Origin of the sequence: Sphingobium yanoikuyae, from assembly GCF_013001025.1 — a bacterium.
Classification (GTDB): domain Bacteria; phylum Pseudomonadota; class Alphaproteobacteria; order Sphingomonadales; family Sphingomonadaceae; genus Sphingobium; species Sphingobium yanoikuyae_A.
On record NZ_CP053021.1, the window covers coordinates 4,765,240 to 4,791,751 of the forward strand.

Here is a 26,512-nt window from a genome sequence, read left to right on the forward strand (position 1 = left end):
GAGGGGTTAGGGGAGGGCATGTCCGCTTCATGGACTTAACAGGCCCTCCCCCGGCCCCTCCCGCAGGCGGGAGGGGCGAATGGAATCGCCCCGCCCTGGTCGCCCATGCCCGCGACAGCATCGCGCGGGGCTCGAAGAGCTTTGCCATGGCGTCGAAGCTGTTCGACCGGGTGACGCGCGAGCGGGCCTGGCTGCTCTACGCCTGGTGCCGCAAATGCGACGATATCGCCGATGGGCAGGACCATGGCGGGACGATGCGCGGCGTCGCCGACGGGCAGGCGCGGCTGTCGACGCTGCGGGTGCTGACCGATGCGGCGCTGCGCGGCGAGCCGACCGGCGACCCGGCCTTTGACGGCTTTGGCGTCGTCATGCGCGAATGCGCGATCCCGCACCGCTATGCCCATGACCTGCTGGAGGGGTTTGCGCTCGATGCGCGCGACTGGCGGCCGCGCAGCGAGACGGACATGCTGCGCTATTGCTATCATGTCGCGGGCGCCGTGGGCTGCATGATGGCGGTGCTGATGGGCGTCGACCCGGATGATGAGGCGACGCTCGACCGCGCCTGCGACCTGGGCATCGCCTTCCAGCTCGCCAATATCGCCCGCGACATCAGCGAGGATGAACTGGCCGACCGCTGCTACCTGCCGGTCGAATGGCTGGTGGAAATGGACATGCCACCCGGCGAGCATATGAAGCCCTGGCTGCCGCCGAAGCTGGCGATATTGGGCCAGCGGCTGGCCGACATGGCGGCCGCCTATGAGGACAGCGCGCGCCATGGCACCGGCGCGCTGCCGGCGCGGGCGGCCTGGGCAGTGCTGGCGGCGGCGGGCATCTATGGCGACATTGCGCGCGAAGTGGCGCGGCGGGGCGAGCATGCCTGGGACCATCGCGTGGTGACGCCGGGGCGCGAGAAGCTGGGCTGGGTGATCCGCGCGGGACGGCAGGTGCCGGGACGGGCGCGGCGCTGGCCGGCAGGAACGGCGCGGGCTGCCGGGTTGTGGACGCGGCCGACTGCCTGATTGGGGTGGGTTCCGCTATTCCACCAACGTCATGCTGAACTTGTTTCAGCATCCATCAAGCCCAACAAGCCATTGGTCTGTTCGGAGGAATGGACCCTGAAACAAGTTCAGGGTGACGATGATGGTTAGGGTTGCTCCTGGTCGCTGCCAGCCCCCCAATTCCGACTGCCTGCCCTGGGGATAAAAATAGGGCCGGTACTTTCGTACCGACCCCAAGGCATGTTCGCAGGAGGAACAAGGTGAGGCGGGCGGCCCTGGCCCGTGGGATGGGCCGCTCTGCCAATCTCAGTAATTGTAGGCGCGCTCGCCATGCTCGCCGAGGTCGAGGCCTTCATATTCGACCTCCTGGCTGACCCGCAGGCCGGTAATGGCCTTGGCGATGAAGATGGCGATGGCGGTGCCGATCGAGGCCCAGATGATGGTCACGACGACCGCTTCGATCTGGACGAGCAGCTTGGCGCCGATTTCATAGTCCGCCGCGCCGGGGCCGCCGAGGGCCGGCGAGTAGACGATCGCGGTGCCGATGGCGCCGATCATGCCGCCGATGCCGTGGATGCCGAAGGCGTCCAGGCTGTCGTCATAGCCAAGCTTGGGCTTGAGCACGGTGACGGCATAGAAGCAGACGATCGAGGCAACGGCGCCCAGGACGATCGCACCGAACGGGCCCGAGTTGCCGGCGGCCGGGGTGACCGCGACGAGACCGGCGATGACGCCCGAGCAGAAGCCCAGGGCCGACGCCTTGTGGCCGTTGACGCGCTCAGCCAGCATCCAGAACAGAGCGCCCGATGCGGTGGCGACGAAGGTGTTGATCATGGCGAGGGCGGCCGAGCCATTGGCTTCGAGCGCCGAACCGGCGTTGAAGCCGAACCAGCCGACCCACAGCAGGCCGGTGCCGACGGCGGTCAGCGTCAGGCTGTGCGGGGCCATCGGTTCCTTGGGGAAGCCGATGCGCTTGCCTAGGATGAGGCAGGCCACCAGCGCCGAGACGCCGGCGTTGATGTGAACGACGGTGCCGCCCGCGAAATCGAGCGCGCCGGCCTTGAAGAAATAGCCAGAAGCAGCCCAGACCATGTGCGCGATCGGGAAATAGACGATCGTCAGCCAGATGGCGGCGAACACCATCACGGCCGAGAATTTGATGCGTTCGACCACCGAACCCAGCACCAGCGCAACGGTGATCGCGGCGAAGGTCATCTGGAAGCAGACGAAGACATATTCCGGAATCTCGACGCCGGCGGTGAAGGTCGCGGCCTGCGAAGCGGGCGTGATGCCCTTCAGGAAGGCCTTGTCGAAGGTCGAGACGAAGTTGGAGAGGCCGCTGGTATAATCGGGACCGAAGGCCATCGAATAGCCGTACATGACCCAGATCAGCATGGCGAGGCAGGCGGCGGCGCCGATCTGCGTCATCACCGACAGCATGTTCTTGCTGCGGGCAAGACCGCCGTAGAACAGGGCGAGGCCGGGCAGGATCATCAGGAAGACGAGGATGGTGGAGGTCATCATCCAGGCGGTATCGCCCTTGTCCACGGTCGCGGCCGGCGCGGCCGCGTCCTGTGCCCAGGCGGGCAGCGCGGCGAACAGCGAGAGGCCGGTGGCCCCCAGCGCGCCGCAAATCTTCTTCGAAAAGGTCATCATTCCCCCCTTCTTACAGCGCGGTTTCGCCGGTCTCGCCGGTGCGGATGCGCACGGCCTGGCCGACATCGAGGACGAAGATCTTGCCATCGCCGATCGCGCCCGAATTGGCGGCGGCCTGCGTCGCTTCCACCACGCGCGGCGCGAGGTCGTCGTCGCAGACCACCTCGATCTTGATCTTGGGAACCATGTTGGTGGAATATTCGGCGCCGCGATAGATTTCGGTCTGGCCCTTCTGGCGACCAAAGCCCTTCACTTCGCTGACCGTCATACCGGCGATGCCAAGCGAGGAAAGAGCCTCGCGGACATCGTCAAGCTTGAACGGCTTGATGATAGCCATGACAAGTTTCATGTCGCCCCCTTATTTGGTGTGCGGCGACATACCAGCAAGAGGCGTGCCAATTTGCTAATGACGCATTAACGCGGGATTTCCACTAGGGGAGATTGTTGTGCCGCCGAAAAAATGTGCAGATGCACAGCCATGCCTAAAAAATAGGCATGTTCCCGCCTACCATTGCGATCCTTCGGCGACCGCTGCCGCTTCGGCGGGCAGGGTGGTGCGACCAAGGGTAGCGTTGCGATGGGGGAAACGGCCGAAGCGCGCGATGGTTGCATGATGCTGGCGGGCGAAATCGAGCGACCGGGCGTCGCCGGTCCCTTCGAATAGGGAGAGCGACAGCTCCTGATCGGCCAGATCCTCGCTATGCTGGAAGGGCATGTAGAAGAAGAGCCGGCCCGCCCCGCCAATCTGGATGTCATAGCCCAGCGCGATGGCGCCGCGCGCTACCTCACGGGCGATCGGGTCGGTGGCAAAGGCCTGGGCCTGGCCGCGGAACATGTTGCGGGGCAGTTGGTCGAACAGCAGCACCGCGGCCAGCGCATCGTCGGCGCGGTCAAGGAAGCTTTCGGCCGGAAGCGTCCGCTTCTCGCTCCACAGGACGGCGAAGCGGTCGATGCAATGCTGGTCGAGCGCCGGATCATGGCTGTACCAGCCTTCCTCGCCCACCTGGTTGAACCAGAAGTCGAGCAGGGCCGCCGCCCAGTCGGCGGTCACGGCGTCATGGCTGTCGGTCAGCATGTTCATACGCAAAATACGTATCGATCGCCGCCCGGTTCCTCGGCCCATGGCGGCGGCGGGTCGGGTGACCGCGCCGCCATGGCAGGAATGGGGTCAGGCGGCGGTGCCGCCGACGGTCAGCCCGTCCATCAACAGGGTCGGCTGGCCGACGCCGGCCGGCACGCTCTGCCCACCCTTGCCGCACATGCCGATGCCTTCGTCGAGCGCCCAGTCATTGCCGATGCCGATCACCTTGGTCAGTGCGGTCGGGCCGTCGCCGATCAGGGTCGCGCCCTTGATCGGATCGCCGATCTTGCCATTTTCGACCTTATAGGCCTCGGTGCAGGAGAAGACGAACTTGCCCGAGACGATGTCGACCTGGCCGCCGCCAAAGCTCTTGGCGAAGATGCCCGACTTGACGCGCGACAGCAGCTCTTCCGGATCGTCCTGACCACCCTTGATGAAGGTGTTGGTCATGCGCGGCATCGGCGCATGGGCATAGGATTCGCGGCGGCCATTGCCGGTCGGCGCGACGCCCATCAGCCGGGCGTTGAGGCGGTCCTGCATATAGCCCTTGAGGATGCCGTCCTCGATCAGGATATTTTCCTGCGTCGGCGTGCCTTCGTCGTCGATCGAGAGCGAACCGCGGCGATCGAGGATGCTGCCATCGTCGACCACGGTGACGCCCGGCGCGGCGACGCGCTGGCCGATGCGGCCGGAAAAGGCACTGGTGCCCTTGCGGTTGAAATCGCCTTCCAGGCCATGGCCGATCGCTTCATGGACCAGCACGCCCGGCCAGCCGGGGCCAAGCAGCACGGTCATCTCGCCGGCGGGGGCGGCGACCGAGCGGAGATTGACCTGGGCCTGGGCCAGCGCCTCGTCAATGGCGCGGTTCCAGATCTTGGGGTCCATCACCTGATCGTAGAGATAGCGGCCGCCAATGCCGAACACGCCGGTTTCGCGCCGGCCATTTTCTTCCAGGGTGACCGATACGTTGAGGCGGACGAGCGGGCGGATGTCACTGGCGGTGAAGCCGTCGGCGCGAACGATCTCGATCACCGACCAGCTGCCGGCGAGGCTGACCGAGACCTGGGCGACGCGCGGGTCGCGGGCGCGGGCGGCGGCATCGATCGCGGCGCACAGGGTCACCTTCTCGGCGAAGGGCACCAGCTCCAGCGGATTGGCGTCGGTATAGAGGTGGCGATTGGTGCGCTGGGGCGGCGGGGCGGGCTGGCCCTTGGCCGGATCGAGCAGGGTCAGCGTCTGCGCCGCCTTGGCGATCGCCGCTTCGCTGAGGTCATTGGCATGGGCAAAGCCGGTCATCTCGCCCGAGACGCCGCGCAGGCCGAAGCCCGCATCGGTTGAATAATCGGCGGTCTTGAGCCGGCCGTCGTCAAAGCCGAAGCTCTCGCTGGCGCGATATTGGAGGTAGAGCTCGCCATCGTCGCAGGCCGAAAGCGCCTGCGCGGTCAGGCGGCGCGCGCCATCGGGATCGAGCAGGCCCGGACGATAGAGCAGGCCGCGGGCATCAGTGAATTGCGAAGCGAGATCGGTCATGCCGCCCGATATAGGCGCGGCATGACGGATGCCCAATGGAAATTTTAAAGGCTGGCGCCCGAAGCGATGTCCGGCTTGTTGCCGAGATCGGCATTGTCGGCGACGCCGCCGGCCAGCACGAAGCGGCGATCGCAATAGCCGCAATCGACATAGCCATGCTCGTCGATTTCCAGGAAGACGCGCGGATGGCCAAGGGCGGCGGGAATGTCACCCGAACCGTCGCAGGAGACGCGGGACTTGGTGACTCGGATGATTTCGGGCGGCTGGATCATGGGAGGCGGAATTAGCAGCGGTGACGCGCCGCCGCAATATCTGGCAGCGCGCGATTACATCAGCGGATAGCGGGGCTGGGTACAGCCGGCGTCGGCGGGGGGCTTTGCCGCGATCCTTGCGCTTGGGGCCTTGGCTTGCCAGTCGGCGCAATTGCCGACCGCCATCACCGCGAAGGGCGACAGCATCAGCAATATCGGCGCGACGGAGCCGCCAAGGAAGAAGCTGATCGGCATGGGCGGGAAGATGCCGGAACCATGCTTGCTGCAGGATGAATGTTACGGGTGCGGATTGGGGCGGGTTTTGCCTGGATGGCTAAGCCCTCGCTGTCGCTCGGGAGTTTTGCCGGAAGCCGTCCCACGGACGTTCCATATCCGGCGCCCTCGCAGCATAGCTGCTCGGAGTTTTGCGGCCGCCCGTCCCCCGGACGGGCTCTAAAGGCCGCAAAACTGGTGGGCGATGACGGGCTCGAACCGCCGACATTCTCGGTGTAAACGAGACGCTCTACCAACTGAGCTAATCGCCCCCATGGGGTGCGGGCGCTTCTAGGGCTTTTGGCGCGCGGGTCAAGCGGCCTTTATCCGATGGGGTAGATCAGTGCGCGCGATAGCGATGGCTGGCGCCGAACCAGCGGATCAACTGGTCAGCCGCGTCGTCGGCGAGCGCGATGAAGATGCGGCGACCGTCATGCGGATCGGCACGACGCTCGACCAGGGCCTTGTCCGTCAATGTGCGAATCCAGCGCAGCGCCGTGGTCGGCGGCACGGCGGACGCGATGCACAGGCTGGAGACCGAGACATGGGCCTGTTCCAGCCGGGCGGCGAGCAGGTCGAGCATCATGTCCCAGGCCGGATCGGCGAACAGGTCGCCGGGCAGGAAATCGGCGCGCAGCCGGCGGGCGCGCAGCAGGTCGCGGACCTGTGCGGCGGTGACGCAGGCGGTTTCCGCCATGGTGGCCGCACCGATCGCGGCCATGGCCGGCATGGCGGTATAGCCGCCCTGGCGATCGGCGATGCGGGCGGGCATGTCGAACGCGGGGAGCGTCGGGCGCGGCCGATCGGTCAGGGCCTCGATCGTGCGAGCAAGACGGCTGACTTCCTCGCTCAGCCGCTGCAGCCGGTTGCCGTCGCTTTCATGGGTGGCGTCGTGCAGATTATGGGGCATAGCATCGCCGTGCGCGGCGGCGAGCAGGGCGGCGGCGATGTCGCCATTGTCGGGACTGCACAGCAACTGGGTCTGCGGGCTGCGCATGCAGGCATAGGCCATGTCGAGCGTCTCGATCCCGGCGAGCAGCACGACCGCCATGCGATTCTGAATCGCGATCGTCTCGACCTGGACGATCAGCCGTTCGAGCAACGGATCGGGCTGGTGGCAGAGCAGCAGCACGACGTCGCAGCCCACCTGCATGTCGAGCCGGGCGGCGGCCTGGCCGAGCGGCACGGTGCCGAGCAGGCGGAGGCCGGCGGCATCGGCCAGCATGGCGGCATCGTCGAACCATTCGTCATCGGCAACGATCAGCAGCCCGCGCCGGTCATCCGGCGCGGCATAGGGGCTATTATGATCGGTCGAGAAGGGATCGGCCATCACCACGCAATCTCCCGTGCCTGTTATGTTCCGCAGCTTAGCCGCTTGCCCACCGGGCGCAGCCGGCGCTGACTCCATAATGGCGCAAATGCACGGGGCTGTCGTGATGGCCGTCACGCGCCCGCGATATCGGCGGGAATGCGGAAGCGAAAAGGGCGCCGGCTGATGCGGGCGCCCTGTTCTGCCTATTCGATCCGAAATGGAGTCATTTCGTCGCAGGTCAGACCGCGGTGCGGCGGGCGAAGTCGATATAGAGTTCGCGCAGCCGGGTCGCGACCGGGCCGGGCGTGCCGTCACCGACCGGCTGGCCATCGATTTTGACGATCGAAAGGCAGAAGGTCGAGGCGCTGGTCATGAAGGCTTCCTTGGCGGCGAGCGCTTCGGCGAGGGTGAAGGGGCGGCGGATGACGGCGACGCCGCTTTCCTCGGCAAGGGCGGTCAGCGCCGCACCGGTGCAGCCGGCCAGCACCGACTGGCTGTAGGGGCGGGTGACGATGCCTTCGTCGGTGACGATGAAGGCGGTGGAGGAGGCGCCTTCGGTGATGAAGCCATCCTCGATCATCCAGGCTTCCTGCGCGCCGGCTTCCTTGGCGGCCATCTTGGCCATCGCCTGGGCGAGCAGGCCGACGCTCTTGATGTCGCGCCGCGCCCAGCGCAGGTCGGCCATGGTGGCGACCGCGACGCCGGTCCTGGCGGCGGGCACATCGAGGAAGGTCTTGTTCTGGACGAACATGAACAGGGTCGGCTGTAGCCCGGCCGGCGGGATGAAGTCGCGGGTGACGTCAGCGCCGCGGGTGATCTGGAGATAGACCAGGCCCTCGCCAAGGCCATTATGGGCGACCAGCGCCTTCTGCGCCGCCTCGATCTCGTCCAGGGTCAGCGGCAGGGCGATGCCGATTTCAGTGCAGGAACGTTCCAGCCGGGCGAGATGGCTGGCGCTGTCGACCAGCCGGCCATCGATCACGGCCGCCACTTCATAAATGCCGTCGGCGAACAGGAAGCCGCGATCGAGCGGGGAGATGCGGACGTCTTCGAGCGGCAGAAACTGGCCGTTGAGATAGGCGACGGACATGGCGGCGGGCGATCCTTGGTCTGGTGATTTACGCCGCCGCTTTTGCCGCCGCGGCGGCCGGGGTCAAGGCAGCGAAATAGGATTTGCGGCGCTTAACTTCGCATATTTCCCGCACATCGTGACATTATCTTGCGCTGGCCTGATCCTATCGGAAAGTCAGGGGATGGCAGCGCCGATGATAGGGGAAAGGCCCGCTGTAGGACAGGCTCAGGCGGCCTTGCCCTTGAGCGCCTTTTGCCGGCGGCGCTGGACCGAGGAGCCGATGCCCATGGATTCGCGATATTTGGCGACGGTGCGGCGGGCGATGTCCATGCCCTTGGCGCGCAGCAGGTCGACCAAAGTGTCGTCGGAGAGGATGGCATGGGCCTCCTCCGCGCCGATCAGCGCCTTGATATGGCTCTTCACCGCCTCGGCCGAGACGGCGCCGTCGCCATCCGCCGCCGCGACGCCGCTGGTGAAGAAATATTTGAGTTCGTAGAGGCCGCGCGGGCAGGAGAGATATTTGTTCGAGGTGACGCGGCTGACGGTCGATTCATGCATCTCGATCGCGTCGGCGACCGCGCGCAGCGTCAGCGGCTTGAGATAAGCGACGCCATTGCGGAAGAAATCCTCCTGCTGGCGGACGATCTCGCTCGCCACCTTGATGATCGTCTTCTGCCGCTGGTCGAGCGCCTTCACCAGCCAGTTGGCGCTGGCGAGGCAGTCGGCCAGCCAGGCCTTGCTCGCCTTGTCCTGCGGGCCGCCGGCCAGTTCGACATAATAGGTGCGGTTGACCAGCACGCGCGGCAGGGTGGCGCTGTTGACCTCTATGCCCCAGCCTTCGCGGGTGCGGCTGACGAACAGGTCGGGCGTGACCGGCGTCGCGCTGTCGCTGGCGAAGCGCAGGCCGGGCTTGGGATCATAGCCGCGCAGTTCGCGGATCATGTCGGCCAGATCCTCCTCATCCACGCCGCAAATGCGGCGCAGCTGGGGCAGGGCGCCCTTGGCCAGCAGGTCGAGATTGGCGAGCAGCCGCTGGATGCAGGGATCGTAGCGGTTCGCCTCCTTCGCCTGAAGGGCGAGGCATTCGGCGAGCGAGCGGGCGCCCACGCCGGTGGGGTCGAAGCTGTGGATAACTTCGAGCACGGCCTCGACCGTGAAGAGCGGCACGCCCAGGCCATGGGCGGTCTGGAGCAGATTGGCCTCCAGATAGCCCGCTTCGCTGATCTGGCCGATCAACTGGGTGGCGATCAGCAGCTCCATGCCCGACAGCGTGCTGCGGGCCTGGTCCATCAGATGTTCCTGCAGGCTGGGCGCGGCATTGGCGAAACTGTCGAAATCGACCGCTTCGCCCGAACCGCTGCCACCGCCGAGCATGTCGAGCGAGCCTGAACCGCTGCCCGCGGCCATGCGGTCGGCCGGGCCATCGTCGATGAAGGTTTCCGTGCCATGATCGACGTCGAGCGGACTGTCGGCGCCGCCCAGCCCCTGGGCGATCAGATCGTCGCTGGCGCCGGTTTCTGCGGCCAGGGTCGGCGCCTCCACCTCGCGGTCGACGCCGCTGCCTTCCCGTCCACCGTCATCGGCGGCGCCCTGTTCGAGCAGCGGGTTCTTTTCCAGTTCGCCCGCGACGAACGCCTCGATCTCCAGATTGGACAGCGCCAGCAGCTTGATCGCCTGCTGGAGCTGCGGCGTCATCACCAGAGACTGGCTCTGGCGGATGTCGAGGCGTGGCCCGAGCGCCATCAGCCGGGCCGTCCTGCATCAGCGAGGGGGCGCCGGGCAATCATGTCAGAGCTGGAAATTCTCGCCCAGATAGAGGCGGCGAACATCGGGATGGGCGACCAGTTCGGTCGGGCTGCCGGCGAACAGCACCTGGCCGCTGTAGATGATGCAGGCGCGGTCGACGATTTCCAGCGTCTCGCGCACATTATGGTCGGTGATGAGGACGCCGATGCCGCGCGTCTTGAGCTGCTTCACCAGGTCGCGAATGTCCGCGATCGACAGCGGATCGATGCCGGCGAATGGCTCGTCGAGCAGCACGATCGAGGGATCGGCGGCCAGCGCGCGGGCGATTTCGCAGCGACGCCGTTCACCGCCCGACAACGCCATGGCGGCGGAATCGCGCAAACGGGTCAGGCCGAATTCGTCGAGCAGCTGTTCCAGCTTCTCGGCACGGGCGGCCTTGTTGGGTTCGGCCATTTCCAGCACGGCGCCGATATTCTGTTCGACCGTCAGGCCCCGGAAGATCGAGGTCTCCTGCGGCAGATAGCCCAGGCCCAGGATCGCGCGGCGATACATGGGCAGGCCGGTAATATCCTGGCCGTCGAGGATGATGCGGCCCTGATCGGGACGGACGAGGCCCATGACCGAATAGAAGCAGGTCGTCTTGCCCGCGCCATTGGGGCCGAGCAGGCCGACGACCTCGCCCTTGCCCACGGTCAGCGACACGTCGGACAGGACGACGCGCTTGTCATAGCTTTTCGCGATCGAGATGACGGACAGGCCCTCGCCCACTTCCTGCGGAGCGAGCGGTCGCGCCGAAGCGGCCCTGTCCTGGATCGTCACATCGTCCATCACTTCAATCCTTGTGCCGCCAAATCGGGGTGCGGCGGACATGGGTCCGCCTGCGGCAATTGGCAAGCTTTGTGCATGGGATCGCCGCCGGGGCAAGGGGAAAATGCGATGGAGAAGAGGGGGATGGGCGTGCCATCCCCCTGATGCGCGGGTTATTCCACCATGATGCGCGGGTTGGGCAGGACGACGCCGACATCGCTGGCATAGGCGTCCCACGCCTTTTCCAGCGCCGCCCGGCGTGCCGGTTCGCGGGCGGACAGGTCCGTGGTCTCGCCCGGATCGGCGGCGATGTTGAACAGATGCCATTGGCCATCGCCGGCATCGGTGATCTTCCAGTCGCCCTGACGCAATGCGCGCGAGCCGAACAATTCGGTGCCGATCGCCTCGCTGGCGGGATGCACCGTCTGCGCCGTGCCGGCGAGCCAGGGCGCCCAGCTGGTGCCACGGATCGGCTGGACGGTGCGGCCCTGGAACGTCCCCTTGGGCGGGGCGATGCCGGCAAGGTCGATCAGCGTGGGCGCGACGTCCATGACATTGAGATAATCATGGGCGATGCTGCCGGGCTTCTTCACCGCTGGTCCGGAGAGAAAGGCGGTGGTGCGGGTGCCACCCTCGGTCGCGAACGCCTTGTAGAGCCAGGAGGGGGTGGTCGCCGCCTGCGCCCAGCCGGGGCCATAGCTGATATAGCTGCTGTCCTTGCCGAGATTGTCATAGCTGTTGTCGGCCGCCTCGGCGCGGGCGCGGAAGCGGGGATTTTTGGCATGGACCAGGTCCATCCCCTCGGCGCCATTGTCGGCGAGGAAGAGGATGACGGTATTGTCATATTCGCCACTGGCCTTGAGCGCATCGATCACCCGGCCGACATTCTGGTCGAGGCGGTCGACCATCGCGGCATAGATTTCCATCGTCCGCGACGCGGTCTTCTTCTCGTCCGGGGTCAGCTCTGCCCAAGGCTTGCTGTTTTCAAGGGGGTGCTGCGCGGCACTGGCCGGGACCAGGCCGAGGGCGACCTGCTTCTTGAGCCGCTCGGCGCGCAGCGCTTCATAGCCCGCCTCATAGCGGCCCTTATATTTGGCGATGGTTTCGGCCGGGGCCTGTAGCGGCCAGTGCGGCGCGGTGAAGGCGAGATAGGCGAAGAAGGGCTTGTCGTCCTTCGTCGTCTTGATCTGGTCGATCAGCTTGGTGGCGAAGGCGTCGGAGGAATAATAGTCGCTGGGCAGGCTTTCGAGCGTGCGGCCATCCTCGCGATAGGTGGTGAAGCCGGGCTTGGGCGTGGCCGAAATGTCGGTGCCATAATGATTGCCCGCCCCCTGCAGCAGCGCGAAGCTGTGCTGGAACCCGCGGGCATGGGGATCCTGCTCGGGCGTGAGGCCCAGATGCCATTTGCCCGAAAAGAGGGTGCGATAGCCGCCGGCGGTCAGGACTTCGGGCAGGGCGGCGATGTCGGTGCGCAGATAGCCTTCATGACCGGGCTTGCCGACCTGATTGGGGGCCTGCATTTCCGCCATGGTGCCAAGGCCGGCGCGATGATTGTCGGTGCCCGACAGCAGCATCGAGCGGGTCGGCGAGCAGGTCGGCGCGGTGTGGAAGCCGGTGAGGCGCACGCCCGACAAAGCGAGCCGGTCGAGATTGGGTGTGGATATCTCGCTGCCAAAGGCGCCGAGATCGGAATAGCCCAGGTCGTCGGCGACGATCACCAGGAAATTGGGACGCTTTTCCTGCGCCGCCGCGGGCGTGGTGAGGGCGGTGGCCAGCGCCAGGCTGGCAAGGATAGTGCGGAGCTTCATGGGGTCTTCCGTGAAAAGGGGCCGCGTCCGAAAGGAACGCGGCCCAGTGTGCCGAAGTTCAGGGACAGGGTGGGGGGGTGAGCAAGCCCTGCTCAGGCGGCTTCGGCAATCTTGCCATCTTCCTTCTTGATGATGCGGCTGTTGCGGCCGTCGATCGAGACGGGGACGGTGCCGGCGATGGTGGCGCGGCGCAGCTGGCGATGCTGGGTGCCGAAATCGGCGATGGCGCGATGCTGGGTGGCGCGATTGTCCCAGATGGCGACGTCGCCCGGCTGCCAGCGCCAGCGCACGGTGTTTTCCGGCCGGGTCACGGCATCCTGGAAGGTGGCGAAGAGGCGCTGGCTGTCGGCCTGGCTGAGGCCGACGAACTGCTTGAAGAAATGGCCCAGGATCAGCGAACGCTCGCCGCTTTCGGGATGGACATGGACCAGCGGATGCTCGGTTTCATAGACGGTCGAGGCGAAGACCTCGCGATAGCGCTTCACCGCTTCCTCATTCGCGTTGGTGACGACCGAGGCATAGTCATAGAGGTTGGAATGGACCGCCCACAGGCTGTTGGCGAGCTGGCGCAATGGTTCGGGCAGTTCCTCATAGGCGGCCGCCGTATTGGCCCAGAGCGTGTCGCCGCCCGCCTGCGGGATGACGATGGCGCGCAGGATCGAGGATTCGGGATAGGCAGGGACGAAGGTGACGTCGGTGTGCCAGCTCGACGCGGCGCGGCCTTCCTTCGAATCCAGTTCCAGCAGATATTTCGAGCCGGGCACGACCGGGACGGTCGGGTGGGCGACCGGCTTGCCGAACCGTTCGGCAAAGGCTTCCTGGCCGGCATCGTCGAGATGATGCTGGGCGCGGAAGAAGATCACCTTGTGACGGACGAGGGCGGCGCGGATCGCGGCGATGGTGGCGTCGTCAAGGTCGCCGCCCAGCGCGACGCCGCGGATCTCCGCGCCGATGCGGCCGGCGACGGGAACGACATCGAGCGGACCGTCGGCATCGGCGGCGTTGAGGAAGCTCTGGGTCAGGATGGTCATGGCAGGTCTCCTTGAGTTTATGCGTGGACGGTCAGGCGGGGATCGCGTCGCGCTGGTCGAGGGCGCGGCGGATTTCGGCATGGGCGGCTTCGTCGAGCGGGAAGCGCCAGATGATGAGGGTGGCGATGATGTGGGCCAGGGCCGGGCCGAGGGCGAAGACGGTCTTCAATCCTTCGAGCGCGGTGGGATCGTTGTGCGGGCCGGCGGCAAAGCCGAGCCAGGCGATGAGCGGCAAAGCGATGCCGATGCCGATCGCCGGGCCGAGCTTGGCCGAGAGGGTGAAGACCGAGAAGAAGAGGCCGGTGCGGTCATGGCCGGTGCGCAGCCGGTGGGCGTCGGCCACATCGGCGACCATGGCGCGCAGCATGAGGTTGCCCGAACCCTGGGTCAGCCCCTGGGCGATGGTGAGGGCGAGCAGCAGCGGCAGGCCGCCGGGGAAGACGAAGAGCAGGCCGATATTGATCGCCGCCTGGGCGATTTCGCCGCTGATCGCGGCCTGACGCTTGCCGATGCGGGTGCCGATGCGCAGCCAGATCGGCGCGGCGGCGACGCCGAAGATGAACTGGAGCAGATAGAGGCCGCTCGCCCAGGCGGGCAGGCCCATATACCAGACGGCGAAGAAGACGATCAGGCTGGCGCGGATCGACTGGCCGGCGGTGACCACCGCGTCGGAGGCGAGGACGCGCAGGAGCAACCGGTCGGAGAAGATGACGCTGGTGGCGCGCCAGAAGCTCTGGCGGACCGGCGGGGTGGCGGGCACCGGCGGTTCGGGCACGGAAAAGAGGGTGAGGGCGAGGCTGGGGATGAGGGTGGCGATGATGAAGCCGCCGACCAGCTGGAGCTTCAGCGTGCCATTGCCGGGCTCGACCTGGTCGAGGATGGTTGGCAGCACCAGCACGGCGAGCAGGCCGATGGCGCGCAGCAGCGCCTGATAGCTGACGACGCGGGTGCGGCCATGATAATGGCGCGACAGCTCGCCGGCCCAGGCAGAGGCCGGTATCTCGATCATCGACCAGCCGAGATAGAAGAAGAAGAGGGCGGCGCCGAGATAGGCGGGCGTCACCAGCGCGGCGGGCGGGAAGAAGAGCAGGGCCGAGGACAGGCCGAACAGCAGGCCGCCGGCCGCGATCCACGGGCGGCGCCGGCCAAAGCGGCTGCGGGTGCGGTCGCTGAGCGCGCCGACCAGCGGATCGGCGCTGACATCCCAGATGCGGCCCAGCAGGAAGATGAAGCCGATGGTCGCGAGCGAGAGGCCGAACTGGGTGGCGTAAAGCTGGGGCACGAACAAGGCGAGCGGCAGGCCGGCGCCGGCGATCGGCACCGCGATCGAGGCGAAGCCGGTGAGGCGCAGGCGGGAGGGCTCCCCCTCCCCGACGCGGGCGGGTTCCGGCCGGGTGATGCTCCGGTCATCCAGATAGTCTGCGTAGGGAAGGGTAGCCATGATCTTGCCTCCGGATTGGGGGTCAGAATTTGCTGCGCAGGGTGACGCCGATGGTGCGGGGATCGCCGACGGTGGCGGTGACGAGACCGGTGTTCGCGACCGAGAGCGTGTCGACATAATCCTTGTCGAACAGGTTCTTGGCCCAGAGCGACAGGTCGATCAGGCCATCGTCCAGCCGCACGCCGATGCGGGCATTGGCGACGCCGTAGCTGGGCACCAGCGAGTAGCGGCTGTCCGACACGGCGGTGTAGTAGGAAGAGCGCCAGCTATAGTCGGCGCGGCCATAGAATTGCGCGTCGCCCCATTTGGTGGTGCCGAGCGGAATGGCGAAGTCGCCGCCCGCGCTCCACGACCATTCGGGCACGCCCGACAGCGGCTTGCCGCTAAGGTCGGTCACCGCCGAGCCGCCGGTGGTCGGGTTCAGCGCCTCGACCGGGGTCGGGCCGTTCTTGAAGTCGACATAATAGGCGTCGGTATAGGCGAGCGAGGCGTTGAGATTGACATAGCGGCTGAGCGCCAGCGCACCGTCCAGTTCGAAGCCGCGCGCGCGCGCCTCGGGAATGTTGGTGATATAATTGCGGGTGCTGTTGGTGCCGACAATCTGTTCGGTGATCGCGGTCTGATAGTCGAAGATGTTGGTCCAGAAGGCGGCGGCGTTGAGCGTCGCCTTGCCGCCCCAGAACTGGCTCTTCACGCCCGCTTCGTAATTGTCGACCTTCTCGCCGCCGACATCGGGGCTGACCCCGGCCGGGATGTTGGTGAGGTTGAGGCCGCCCGACTTGTTGCCGCGCGAATAGGTGGCATAGACCAGCACGTCGGGCGTCACCTTGTAGGACAGGGTGGCCAGACCCGAGAGGCTGTTGTCGGTGAAGCCGGTCGAGTAGCTGGTGACGGGGCTGAGGCTGTTGCGCAGCGCGATCGCGGCGGTGCGCTGGGCCGCGGTCAGGCTGGAGAGATCATTCCCCTCCGCCCACCACTGGCTGTAGCTGCCTTGCTTCTTCTCGTGCGTGTAGCGCAGGCCGAGCGTTAGCGAGAGGCTGTCGGGGATGATGGCGTAGCTGGCCTGGCCGAACAGCGCGGCGCTCTTGGTTTCCGGATTGGAGCTGGAGCGGGCGACGAAGCCGTTGACCGCCGCATTGCTGACCACCGGATCGGCATTGGGGAAGAGCCAGAGCGGGGCGTCCGGGCCATAGCCGGCGGCGCCCGACCCGTTGATGATCTGCCAGAAATAATAGGCGCCCAGCACATAGGAGAGGCGGGTGTCGCCATTGGAGGCGACGCGAAATTCCTGGCTGAACTGGCGCTGGTTATTTTCCTGATGGTTGAGCGTGTTGACCGAGAGCGAGGTGGCATCGCTGTCGTTGCGCGGATACCAGTTCCAGGCGCGATAGGCGGTGATGGAGCTGAGCGTGACCGGGCCGACATCCCAGTCGGCCTTGCCCGAAATGCCCCACTGATTCATGTTCGCCTGGAACTGGCCATCGACATCGACCTTGCGGGCGAAGGGATCGGTGGCGAGCGGCGTGTAGCCGGCGCGGGCGGCGCGGATCGCGAAATTGTTCGCGATCGTGTTGCCGTCATCATAGGTGGTGAAGACGGTGCTGGGCAGGCGGACGCAGCAATTGAGCGTCTGCTTGGCATAGTCGCCGATCAGGCGCAGGCTGAAGCCCTCACCCTGGGTCAGCAGCAGCTGGCCGCGCGCGGTGAAATTGTCGTAATCATGGACTTTCTTGCCGTTATAGACATTGGTCAGGAAGCCGTCGCGATGGGTGTCGGCAATGCTGACGCGCACCGCCGCCCAGTCGGTGAGGCCTCCGGTGACCGAGCCGCGCACCTGATGGAAACCATAGTCGCCCAGCGTCGCTTCCACCTGGCCGCCGAAATCGAAGCTCGGCTGGCGGGTGGTGATGTTGATGGCGCCGGCGGTGGTGTTCTTGCCGAACAGCGTGCCCTGCGGCCCGCGCAGCACCTCGATCCGTTCAAGGTCGACCAGGTCGAACTGGCTGGCGCCGACGCGGCCATAATAGACATCGTCGATATAGACGCCGACGCCATTTTCGAGGCCGTCATTGGTCAGCGCGACGTTGGAGCCGAGGCCGCGAATGTTGATGTTGGTGTTGCGCGGGTTGAAGCTGAACAGCTGGAGGCTGGGCGCGACCTGCTGCACGGCGGCGAGCGTATAGTCGCCGCGCTGTTCGACCAGATCGCCGCCGACGACCGAGAGGGCGACCGGCACGTCCTGCGCCTTTTCGGCGCGGCGGCGCGCGGTGACCAGGATGGGGGCGCCATAATCGCCTTCATCGACGGCCGCTTCGGGCGCGGGCGCAGGCGCCGCAGTGGCGGGTTCGTCGGCAGCATGAGCGGCGCTCGGCAACAGGCCGATGGCGACGCCGGCGAGCAGCAGGCGACGGACGGACTGGCCGTGCCGGGGTCGGCTGGGCGCGAGGACTTGGGACATGAAAAGGCTTACTCCCTGAATTTCTTGTCTGTTCTGCTTGTGGGCTGCGGACGCAGGGCATCGTCGCGCACGGCATTCAGGCCGTAGAGCGCGGCGGCCGCCTGGAGCAGCGACACGGAATAGGCTGGGTGCGGCGACGCGCGTCGGCCGCGAGCTTCCACGGGCATGCGATCCCCCCTTTCCCGCACGACGCATCGGCGGAGGACGGGCGGATGGAGGCGCGCTGAGAAGCAGCGCGCTGCGTGGCGGGCGTCAGGCCCTAGATTTCAGATGGATGGCACATCGTTTCATTCCCCATTCTGTTGGGGGGAACACGAAGCTGGCGTCGTCGCCCGAGCATCGTGCGCTTTAGCTGTTGGTGACGCGGAGCAAGCTGCATCCCGATCAAAAGCCGCGGGTCCGATGCCGATGTCGTCATCCGGGCGGGGACCAGTCCGCTCCGTTTCAGGCAATCTCTACTTATAAGATAGAGTGTCTGGCTCAACCAAGTTTTGCTTGGCCGTGCCCAAATTGCGCTGTGCCGGTCCATCCGCCCGTTCGAGCATGGCGTCGCGCCGGGCGAGGGTGATGAGGCGCAGGCCCGATTCGGCGGCGCGATCGAGTGCGAGGCTGGTGGGGGCGGAGAGGGTGACGAGCAGCGGGCAGGCGGCGAGCGCGGCCTTTTCCACCAGTTCATAGGAGCAGCGCGAGGAGAGGAGGGCGAAACCGCCATCCCAGCCAAGGCCGGCGCGGGCCATGGCGCCGATCAGCTTGTCGAAGGCGTTGTGGCGGCCGACATCCTCGCGCGCGAAGCGCAGCGTGCCGTCGGGCGCGGCGAGGGCGGCGGCATGGAGCGCGCCGGTGCGCTGATTGCCCGGCTGGCGCGCGTCGAGCGCATCGAGGGCGCGGAACAGGGCATCGTCGCTGGCCTGGGTGACGGCGGTGACGCGCGGCAGCGGGCGCAGCGCCTGTTCCAGATTCTCTATGCCGCACAGGCCACAGGAGGATTCGGCGACGCGGTGGCGGACGCGGGCGAGGATGCGGTCATGCCGATCGGCGATCAGGCGGATGCGCAGCAACAGGCCCTGGGGCGCTTCATGGATGTCGATGTCGATGATGTCGGCGGCTGTATCGATCAGCCGTTCGGACAAGGCGAAGCCGGTGGCGAGATCGTCGAGATCGGCCGGGGTCGCCATCAGCACGGCATAGCCGATGCCATTATATTCGAGCGCGATCGGGCATTCGACCGCGACCGCGCGGGTGACGGGCGCGCGGCCGCCGTCCGGGGTGATCCGGGTGAAGCGGACGGGCCGGTCGGCGTCGCTCATCGGGCGGCGCGCACCGTGACGGGAATCGACTTGTAGGCGGGGGTGCCGCTGGCCGGATCATAATCGTCGAGCGGGACGAGATTGTTCGCCTCGGGATAATAAGCGGCGAGCGATCCGCGCGCGATGGCGTGCATGACGATGGTGAAGCCGCGCAATTCGCGCCCGGCCGGCGTGGTCACATCGACCCTGTCGCCATGGGCCAGGCCCATCTCCGCCAGATCGATCTCGTTCGCGAAGATTATGTCGCGCCGGCCATGGATGCCGCGATAGCGATCATCATAGCTGTAGATGGTCGTATTATACTGATCATGGCTGCGAATGGTGGTGAGCAGCAGCGGCAGCGCGCCCTCGTCCGGGGCGACCGGGTGGGTGATGAACTGCGCCTTGCCGCTGGGCGTGTTCCAGATCCGGTCGCTGGGGCCGATGGTCAGGCGGAAGCCGCCGGGCTCGCGCACCCGGATGTTGAAGTCGCGGAAATCGGGATAGACCGCCTCGATCCCGTCGCGGATGCGGTCATAATCGGCGATCATGCCGTCCCAGTCGGTGCGGCTGGCGGGCATGGCGGCCCTGGCCAGGCCCGCAACGATCGCCGGTTCGGAGCGGACATGGGGCGAGGGGGGCTTCAGCTTGCCGCGCGAGGCGTGGACCATCGACATGCTGTCCTCCACCGTCACCCATTGCGGGCCGGCGGCCTGCAGATCCAGTTCGGTACGGCCAAGGCAGGGCAGGACCAGTGTCTCGCGCGCGGTCAGCAGGCAGGTGCGGTTGAACTTGGTGAGGATGTTGACCGACAGGTCGAGCCGGCGCACGGCGGCGAAACAGGCGTCGGGATCGGGCATGGCGACGGCGAGATTGCCGCCAAGCGAAATCAGCGCTTTCGAGTCCCCGGCGTGCATGGCGGCCAGTGCCTCGACCGCATTATGGCCATGCTTGCGCGGCGACTGGATGGAAAAGGCGGTGTCGAGCCGTTGCAGCATCGCCTCGGTCGGCAGTTCGGTGATGCCGACGGTGCGATCGCCCTGCACATTGCTATGGCCGCGCAACGGGCAGATGCCGGCACCCGGCTTGCCGAAATTGCCGCGCAGCAGCAGCAGGTTGGCCAACGCCTGCACATTTTGCGTGCCGTGGCGATGCTGGGTGATGCCCATGCCATAGCAGATGATGACCCGGTCGGCCCTGGCATAGACATGGGTCATGCTCTCGATCGCTTCGCGGGTGAGGCCGGACAGGCGCTCGATCCATGGCCATTGGGTGGCCTCGATATCGGCGCGCAGGGCGTCGAGGCCCTCGGTATGCTGGGCGATGAATTCGTGGTCGAGCGTGCCGGGCTGCTGCGCCTCGATCGCCAGCAGCGCCTTCATCATCCCCTTGAGCATCGCCATGTCGCCGCCGATCCGCACCTGATGATAGGCAGACGCGAGCGGGGTGGCGCCGGGCGAGAGCATTTCGGTGGGATGCTGGGGCGACTTGAAGCGTTCCAGCCCGCGTTCGCGCATCGGGTTGGCGACGATGATCGGCACGCCGCGCTTGGAGGCGGCGGCGAGCGTGCTCAGCATGCGGGGATGGTTGGTGCCCGGATTATGGCCGATGCAGAAGATTGCGTCGGCATGGTCGAAATCCTCCAGCGTCACCGTGCCCTTGCCGATGCCGATCGACTTGGGGAGGCCGGTGCTGGTCGCCTCGTGACACATGTTCGAGCAGTCGGGGAAATTGTTGGTGCCGAACTCGCGGGCGAACAGCTGGTAGAGAAAGGCGGATTCGTTCGACGCGCGGCCCGAGCAGTAGAATTCGGCCTGGTCGGCATGGTCGAGCGCCTGGAGCGCGGCGCCGGCGCGGGCAAAGGCTTCGTCCCAGCTGATCGGCACGAAATGGTCGGTCGCGGCATCATAGCGCAGCGGCTCGGTCAGGCGGCCGGCATCTTCGAGCTTGTGGTCGGTCCAGTTCCACAATTCGCTGACGCTGTGGCGGGCGAAGAAATCGGGATCGACGCGCTTGACCGTCGCTTCCCAGGTGACCGCCTTGGCGCCATTCTCGCAGAACTCGAACGAAGAAGTGTGCTTGGGATCGGGCCAGGCGCAGCCGGGACAGTCGAAGCCATCGGGCTGGTTCATCTGGAGCAGGGCGCGGGTGTCGGGACTGGCGCGCATCTGTTCCGCGACCGTCCTGGCGACCGCACGCAGGGCGCCCCAGCCGCCGGCCGGGCCGTCATAATTGGAGACGCCCTCCACCGTGTCGGGGATCAGGTCTTCGGCGGATTTGTCCATGGTCGTCTGTCCCACATCATCGCGGTGCCCCGCGTGGGATATAGGAAAATTCGGCTGGAGAACCAAGGCCGGGCAGGCAGGATGGGGCGTGCCCGCAGGGGGCTGTCATCATCATCTGCAGCTATCGGGAAAGTGATGGTGCGGTCGAGAAGACTCGAACTTCCACGGCCTTTCGGCCACAACGACCTCAACGTTGCGCGTCTACCAATTCCGCCACGACCGCACATCAACAGGGAAACCGGCGGGGCCGGTGCCTTGGTAGGAGGCGGCCCTTAGCAAAGGCTTTTGGGTCATGCAACCAGTGATCGGCATCAACGTTATCTTTGTTTGGCAGAAAGTCGGTTGCGAAAGGGGGCTGGCCCCATGTCGTTGCATTTCTGGGTGGGGTCGGGCGGCGCGTTGGTGGTCGCCGCGGTGATGGGGCTGGGCCTGGGCGCCTATGTCACCAGCCCGCAAAAGCCGGTGCGGCTTGCGCTGGAGGCGGAACTGGATAACGGCGACATGGCGACGGTGCCGAATTTGCCGGAGGCCGAGCGCGGACCGGCGTTCGTGACCTGCACCGGATGCGGGCCGACGCTGGAGGAACGGCGGATGAAAGCCGACATGGCGGGGCTGGATGCCGATGGCATGATCGGCGAATCGCGCGATCCGGCGGTGCGCGACTATCTGGCGCAGGAGGAACAGCCGGTTGAATCGGCGGCGCTGGGCTATCCGCCGCTGCCGCAGCCGACGGTGCGGGTCGATCGCCTGCCGCCGCGGATCGAGCGATTCGCGGCGGGCGAGGCGGAACCGGGGCCGGCGCTGAGGCCGGTCGCGGCGACGACGGCGCCGCCCCCGCCGGTCCCCGCAGAACCGGCAGAGGCGGGCTTGCCGCAGTAATTATTCGGCAGCGACCGGGGTCGATGCGTCGCTCAGCGGATGGGCCAGGCGATTGACCATTTCCTTCGGGCAGACCTGCCAGATGTAGCGGCGCCAGCGATCCCAATCCTCCAGGATGGTGTTCGACCATTTGCTGTCGGTCGCGACCGCATGTTCGGCGATCAGGGCCTTGAGCTCGCCTTCCCAATGGGCACTGTCCAGACGCTGCCAGACGATGCTTTCCGGGTTGGCGCGCGACGGGAAGCTGCCATCCTCGTCGAGGATGAAGGCCATGCCGCCGGTCATGCCCGCGCCGAAATTGGCGCCGGTCTTGCCCAGGATCACGGCGGTGCCGCCGGTCATATATTCGCAGCCATTGGCGCCGCAGCCTTCGACCACCACCTTTGCGCCCGAATTGCGGACCGCGAAGCGCTCGCCGGCCTGGCCCGCCGCGAACAGCTTGCCGCTGGTCGCGCCGTAGAGGACGGTGTTGCCAAGGATGGTGTTGTCCTTCGACGACAGCGGCGAGGAGACGGTGGTGCGCACCTTGATGATGCCGCCCGAAAGCCCCTTGCCGACATAGTCGTTGGCGTCGCCGAACACTTCTAGGGTGATGCCCTTGCAGAGGAAGGCGCCGAGCGACTGGCCGGCCGAACCGCGCAGGCGCACGGTCAGATGGCCGTCGGCCAAGGTGGACATGCCGAACTTTTCGGTCACGGCGGAGGAGAGGCGGGTGCCGACGGCGCGGTGCGTGTTGCGCACCGTGTAGGTCAGCTGCATCTTCTCGCCGCGCTCGAACACGGCGCGGGCATCCTTCATCATCTGCGCGTCGAGGCTGTCGGGCACTTCATTGCGCCACTGGGGCAGGCTGAAGCGGCGATGCTCGTCGGGCGCGTCGACCTTGGCCAGGATCGGGTTGAGGTCGAGATCGTCGAGATGCTCGGCGCCGCGATTGACCTGCTTCAACAGTTCGGTGCGGCCGATCACTTCGTCCAGGCTGCGGAAGCCCAGACGGGCCAGGATCTCGCGTACTTCCTCGGCGATGAAGGTCATCAGGTTGATGACCTTTTCCGGGGTGCCGGTGAACTTCTGGCGCAGCTTCTCATCCTGCACGCAGACGCCCACGGGGCAGGTGTTGCTGTGGCACTGGCGCACCATGATGCAGCCCATGGCGACCAGCGATAGCGTGCCGATGCCGAACTCCTCGGCACCCAGGATCGCGGCGATGACGATGTCGCGTCCGGTCTTGAGGCCGCCATCGGTGCGCAGCTTCACGCGGTGGCGCAGGCCGTTGAGGGTCAGCACCTGATTGGCTTCCGACAGGCCCATTTCCCAGGGGGTGCCGGCATATTTGATCGAGGTCTGGGGGCTGGCGCCGGTGCCGCCGACATGGCCGGCGACCAGGATGACGTCGGCATGCGCCTTGGCAACGCCGGCCGCGACCGTGCCGATGCCGGCCTGGCTGACCAGCTTGACGCAGACGCGCGCGCGCGGGTTGATCATCTTGCAGTCATAGATGAGCTGCGCGAGATCCTCGATCGAGTAGATGTCATGGTGCGGCGGCGGCGAGATCAGCGTCACGCCGGGCGTCGAGTGACGCAGGCGGGCGATGAATTCGGTCACCTTGAAGCCGGGCAGCTGGCCGCCCTCGCCGGGCTTGGCACCCTGCGCGACCTTGATCTCGATTTCCTCGGCCGATCCCAGATATTCGGCATGGACGCCGAAGCGGCCCGACGCGATCTGCTTGATCACCGAATTGGCATTGTCGCCATTTTCATAGGGCTTGAAGCGCGCGGCATCCTCGCCACCCTCGCCCGACACCGCCTTGGCGCCGATGCGGTTCATGGCGATCGCCAGCGTCTCATGCGCTTCGGGGCTGAGCGCACCCAGCGACATGCCCGGCGTCACGAAGCGCTTGCGGATCTCGGTGGTGGCTTCCACCTCGTCGATCGGCACCGCCTCGCGGGCGAAGTTGAACTCCATCAGGTCGCGCAGATAGACCGGCGGCAGATCGCGCACGCCGCGCGAGAATTGCAGATAGGTCGAATAGCTGTCGGTGCCGACGGCGGTCTGCAGCAGGTGCATCAGCTGGGCGGAATAGGCATGGGCCTCGCCGCCGTTGCGCTGGCGATAGAAGCCGCCGATCGGCAGGCGGACGACCGCGCTGTCATAGGCCTTGTCGTGGCGCAGCATCGCCGAATAGTGGAGCGAGGCATAGCCTTCGCCCGAAATCTTCGCCGGCATGCCGGGGAAGAGATCGTTTACCAGGGCGCGTGACAGGCCGACCGCTTCGAAATTATAGCCGCCACGATAGGAGCTGACGACCGCGATGCCCATCTTGGACATGATCTTCAGCAAGCCTTCGTTGATCGCGGTGCGCTGACGCTCGAAACACTGGTCGAGGGTCAGGTCGCCGAACAGGCCACGGGCGTGGCGATCGGCGATGCTGGCTTCGGCCAGATAGGCGTTCACCGTGGTTGCGCCCACGCCGATCAGCACCGCGAAATAATGGGTGTCGAGCGCTTCGGCCGACCGCACGTTGATCGACGCATAGCTGCGCAGGCCCTTGCGGACGAGATGGGTGTGGACGGCCGCGGCGGCCAGCACGCCCTGGATCGCGACCCGGTCCTGCCCGGCACGCTCGTCGGTCAGGAACAGTTCGCTGCGCCCTTCGCGCACCGCCTGCTCGGCTTCCTCACGGATGCGGGCGATCGCCGCGCGCAGCTGTTCCTGGCCGCCGGTCGAGGGGAAGGTGCAGTCGATTTCGGCCACGGCCGGGCCGAAATAGGCCTTGAGCCGCGCCCATTCGGCGCTGTTGAGCACCGGCGATTCCAGCACCAGCACATGGCTGTTCTGCGCATCTTCCTCCAGGATGTTGTGGAGGTTGGAGAAGCGCGTCTTGAGGCTCATCACATGCCGTTCGCGCAGCGGGTCGATCGGCGGGTTGGTGACCTGGCTGAAATTCTGGCGGAAGAAATGGCTGATGGTGCGCGGCTTGTCGGAGATGACCGCCAGCGGCGTGTCGTCACCCATCGAGCCGATCGCTTCCTTGGCATCCTCCACCATCGGCGCGAGGATCAGTTCCATATCCTCCAGCGTCATGTTGGCCGCGACCTGGCGACGGGTCAGTTCCGCCTTGTCCCATGCCGGCAGGGCGCTGGGGACGTCGGGCAGGTCGGTGATGTCGAGGAAGTCCTTGATCAGGTCGCCATAGGGGCGCTCGCCCGCGATGCGATCCTTGATCGCGCGGTCGTCATAGACTTCGCCTTCCTGCAGATCGATCGCGATCATCTGGCCCGGACCCATGCGGCCCTTCTGAACGATGGTGGTTTCGGGCACGACGACCATGCCGGTTTCCGAACCCACGATCAGCAGATTGTCGCCGGTCAGCGTGTAGCGCAGCGGGCGCAGCGCGTTGCGGTCGACGCCGGCCACGACCCAGCGGCCGTCGGTCATCGCGAGCGCGGCCGGGCCGTCCCACGGCTCCATCACGGAGGCGAGATATTCATACATGTCGGCATGCGCCTTGGGCAGCTCGGCGCTTTCCGCCTGCCATGCCTCGGGCACCAGCATCAGCTTGGCCGTGGGCGCGTCGCGGCCGGAGCGGCAGATCGCTTCGAACACGGCGTCCAGTGCGGCGGTATCCGACGCGCCGGCCGGGATCACCGGCTTGATGTCTTCCGACTGCTCGCCAAAGGCCAGCGAAGCCATCTTGATCTCGTGGCTCTTCATCCAGTTCTTGTTGCCGCGGATCGTGTTGATCTCGCCATTATGGGCGAGGGTGCGGAACGGCTGGGCCAGCCACCATTGCGGGAAGGTGTTGGTCGAATAGCGCTGGTGGAAGATGGCGACGCGGCTCTCGAACCGCTCATCCTGCAGGTCCGGATAGAAGACCGACAGCGATTCGGCGAGGAACAGGCCCTTGTAGATGATCGAGCGGCACGACAGCGAGCAGACGTAGAAATCGCTGATCTGCGCTTCGATCACCTTCTTCTCGATGCGGCGGCGGATCAGGTAGAGATCCTTCTCGAACTCGCCGACGTCGCGTTCCTCCGGCATCGGGCCGGCGATCATGATCTGCTCGATCTCGGGACGGGTGCGCTGCGCCTTCTCGCCGATGACGGAGACGTCGACCGGCACCTGGCGCCAGCCATAGATGGTGTAGCCCGCGTCGATGATCTCGGCCTCGACGATGGTGCGGCAGGTTTCCTGGGCGCTGAGGTCGGTGCGCGGCAGGAAGATCATGCCGACGGCCAGGCGGTTGGGCAGCGGCTTGTGGCCCGAATCGGCGATCGCATCGTCGAAGAAGCGGACCGGCAGGTCGACATGGATGCCCGCGCCATCGCCGGTCTTGCCATCGGCGTCGACCGCGCCGCGGTGCCACACGGCCTTGAGCGCATCGATCGCGGAGGAGACGACGCGGCGGCTGGGCCGGCCGTCGGTCGCGGCGACCAGGCCGACGCCGCAGGCATCGCCCTCCATCTCGGGATGATACATGCCCTCGGCAGCGATGCGTGCGCGCTCTTCGGGGCTGGCCATGAAATTGGTGTCGGTCATGATGACTTACCCTTGCATCTGGCCGTCCCTTTCTTGGGGCACGGCCGCCTTCATTCTGTTGG

At 66.3% G+C, this 26,512-nt stretch carries 20 protein-coding genes and 2 tRNA genes; 2 read left to right on the top strand and 20 right to left on the bottom strand.

Annotation, left to right across the window (positions count from 1 at the left end):
- Positions 1–29 precede the first annotated feature (29 nt).
- Positions 30–1,019: a phytoene/squalene synthase family protein gene (locus HH800_RS22940; RefSeq protein ID WP_169862618.1), complete on the top strand. Its 990-nt coding sequence runs from the start codon at positions 30–32 to the stop codon at positions 1,017–1,019.
- Positions 1,020–1,304: 285 nt separating this feature from the next.
- On the opposite strand, the gene HH800_RS22945 is transcribed toward HH800_RS22940, so the two are convergent.
- The 19 genes from HH800_RS22945 to HH800_RS23035 form a co-directional block, all read right to left on the bottom strand.
- On the bottom strand, positions 1,305–2,651 hold the full coding sequence (locus tag HH800_RS22945) for an ammonium transporter (protein ID WP_161730557.1): 1,347 nt from the start codon (positions 2,649–2,651) through the stop codon (positions 1,305–1,307).
- Between the two features lie 13 nt (positions 2,652–2,664).
- Entirely contained in the window at positions 2,665–3,003 is a 339-nt protein-coding gene (locus HH800_RS22950; RefSeq protein WP_004209785.1) for a P-II family nitrogen regulator, read from the bottom strand.
- A 156-nt stretch (positions 3,004–3,159) separates the two neighbouring features.
- On the bottom strand, positions 3,160–3,735 hold the full coding sequence (locus HH800_RS22955; RefSeq protein WP_169863408.1) for a DUF924 family protein: 576 nt from the start codon (positions 3,733–3,735) through the stop codon (positions 3,160–3,162).
- 87 nt (positions 3,736–3,822) lie between these two features.
- The gene (gene tldD, locus HH800_RS22960) at positions 3,823–5,265 is read right to left on the bottom strand and encodes a metalloprotease TldD (RefSeq protein WP_169862620.1); all 1,443 of its coding nucleotides are present in this window, start codon (positions 5,263–5,265) and stop codon (positions 3,823–3,825) included.
- 44 nt (positions 5,266–5,309) lie between these two features.
- Positions 5,310–5,537, bottom strand: a complete 228-nt coding sequence (locus HH800_RS22965) for a zinc-finger domain-containing protein (protein WP_037518483.1) — start codon at positions 5,535–5,537, stop codon at positions 5,310–5,312.
- 54 nt (positions 5,538–5,591) lie between these two features.
- Entirely contained in the window at positions 5,592–5,771 is a 180-nt protein-coding gene (locus HH800_RS22970) for a hypothetical protein (protein WP_017501515.1), read from the bottom strand.
- 214 nt (positions 5,772–5,985) lie between these two features.
- Positions 5,986–6,061, bottom strand: a tRNA-Val gene (locus HH800_RS22975).
- A 68-nt stretch (positions 6,062–6,129) separates the two neighbouring features.
- Positions 6,130–7,119 carry a MarR family transcriptional regulator gene (locus HH800_RS22980; protein WP_169863409.1) on the bottom strand — a complete coding sequence of 330 codons (990 nt, stop codon included), beginning with the start codon at positions 7,117–7,119 and terminating at the stop codon, positions 6,130–6,132.
- Between the two features lie 220 nt (positions 7,120–7,339).
- Complete coding sequence (locus HH800_RS22985; protein WP_097385227.1) at positions 7,340–8,191, bottom strand: D-amino-acid transaminase; 852 nt, start codon at positions 8,189–8,191, stop codon at positions 7,340–7,342.
- 207 nt (positions 8,192–8,398) lie between these two features.
- Positions 8,399–9,916, bottom strand: a complete 1,518-nt coding sequence (gene rpoN, locus HH800_RS22990) for an RNA polymerase factor sigma-54 (protein WP_169862622.1) — start codon at positions 9,914–9,916, stop codon at positions 8,399–8,401.
- Between the two features lie 45 nt (positions 9,917–9,961).
- Entirely contained in the window at positions 9,962–10,747 is a 786-nt protein-coding gene (gene lptB, locus HH800_RS22995; RefSeq protein WP_010336951.1) for an LPS export ABC transporter ATP-binding protein, read from the bottom strand.
- Positions 10,748–10,899: 152 nt separating this feature from the next.
- Positions 10,900–12,534, bottom strand: coding sequence for an arylsulfatase (locus tag HH800_RS23000; RefSeq protein ID WP_169862624.1), 1,635 nt, complete (start codon positions 12,532–12,534; stop codon positions 10,900–10,902).
- Positions 12,535–12,626: 92 nt separating this feature from the next.
- Positions 12,627–13,565: a TauD/TfdA dioxygenase family protein gene (locus HH800_RS23005; protein ID WP_010336953.1), complete on the bottom strand. Its 939-nt coding sequence runs from the start codon at positions 13,563–13,565 to the stop codon at positions 12,627–12,629.
- 31 nt (positions 13,566–13,596) lie between these two features.
- Positions 13,597–15,006, bottom strand: a complete 1,410-nt coding sequence (locus tag HH800_RS23010) for an MFS transporter (RefSeq protein WP_169862626.1) — start codon at positions 15,004–15,006, stop codon at positions 13,597–13,599.
- A gap of 22 nt (positions 15,007–15,028) precedes the next feature.
- Positions 15,029–17,464, bottom strand: coding sequence for a TonB-dependent receptor (locus HH800_RS23015; protein WP_169862627.1), 2,436 nt, complete (start codon positions 17,462–17,464; stop codon positions 15,029–15,031).
- Between the two features lie 8 nt (positions 17,465–17,472).
- Complete coding sequence (locus tag HH800_RS23020; protein ID WP_004209804.1) at positions 17,473–17,631, bottom strand: hypothetical protein; 159 nt, start codon at positions 17,629–17,631, stop codon at positions 17,473–17,475.
- Between the two features lie 288 nt (positions 17,632–17,919).
- A complete protein-coding gene (fdhD, locus tag HH800_RS23025; RefSeq protein WP_169862629.1) occupies positions 17,920–18,771 on the bottom strand; it encodes a formate dehydrogenase accessory sulfurtransferase FdhD in 852 nt (283 codons plus the stop codon).
- The gene (locus HH800_RS23030) at positions 18,768–21,035 is read right to left on the bottom strand and encodes an FdhF/YdeP family oxidoreductase (RefSeq protein ID WP_169862631.1); all 2,268 of its coding nucleotides are present in this window, start codon (positions 21,033–21,035) and stop codon (positions 18,768–18,770) included. The genes fdhD and HH800_RS23030 overlap by 4 nt, the downstream gene beginning before the upstream one ends.
- A gap of 136 nt (positions 21,036–21,171) precedes the next feature.
- Positions 21,172–21,258: transfer RNA gene (locus tag HH800_RS23035), tRNA-Leu, on the bottom strand.
- Between the two features lie 140 nt (positions 21,259–21,398).
- Between HH800_RS23035 and HH800_RS23040 the strand changes: the two genes are divergently transcribed.
- Positions 21,399–21,914 (top strand): hypothetical protein, encoded by a 516-nt coding sequence (locus HH800_RS23040; protein WP_169862633.1) that lies wholly within the window; start codon positions 21,399–21,401, stop codon positions 21,912–21,914.
- Here the strand turns inward: HH800_RS23040 and gltB are convergent, their stop codons facing one another.
- A complete protein-coding gene (gene gltB, locus HH800_RS23045) occupies positions 21,915–26,450 on the bottom strand; it encodes a glutamate synthase large subunit (protein ID WP_004209810.1) in 4,536 nt (1,511 codons plus the stop codon).
- Between the last annotated feature and the right edge of the window lie 62 nt (positions 26,451–26,512).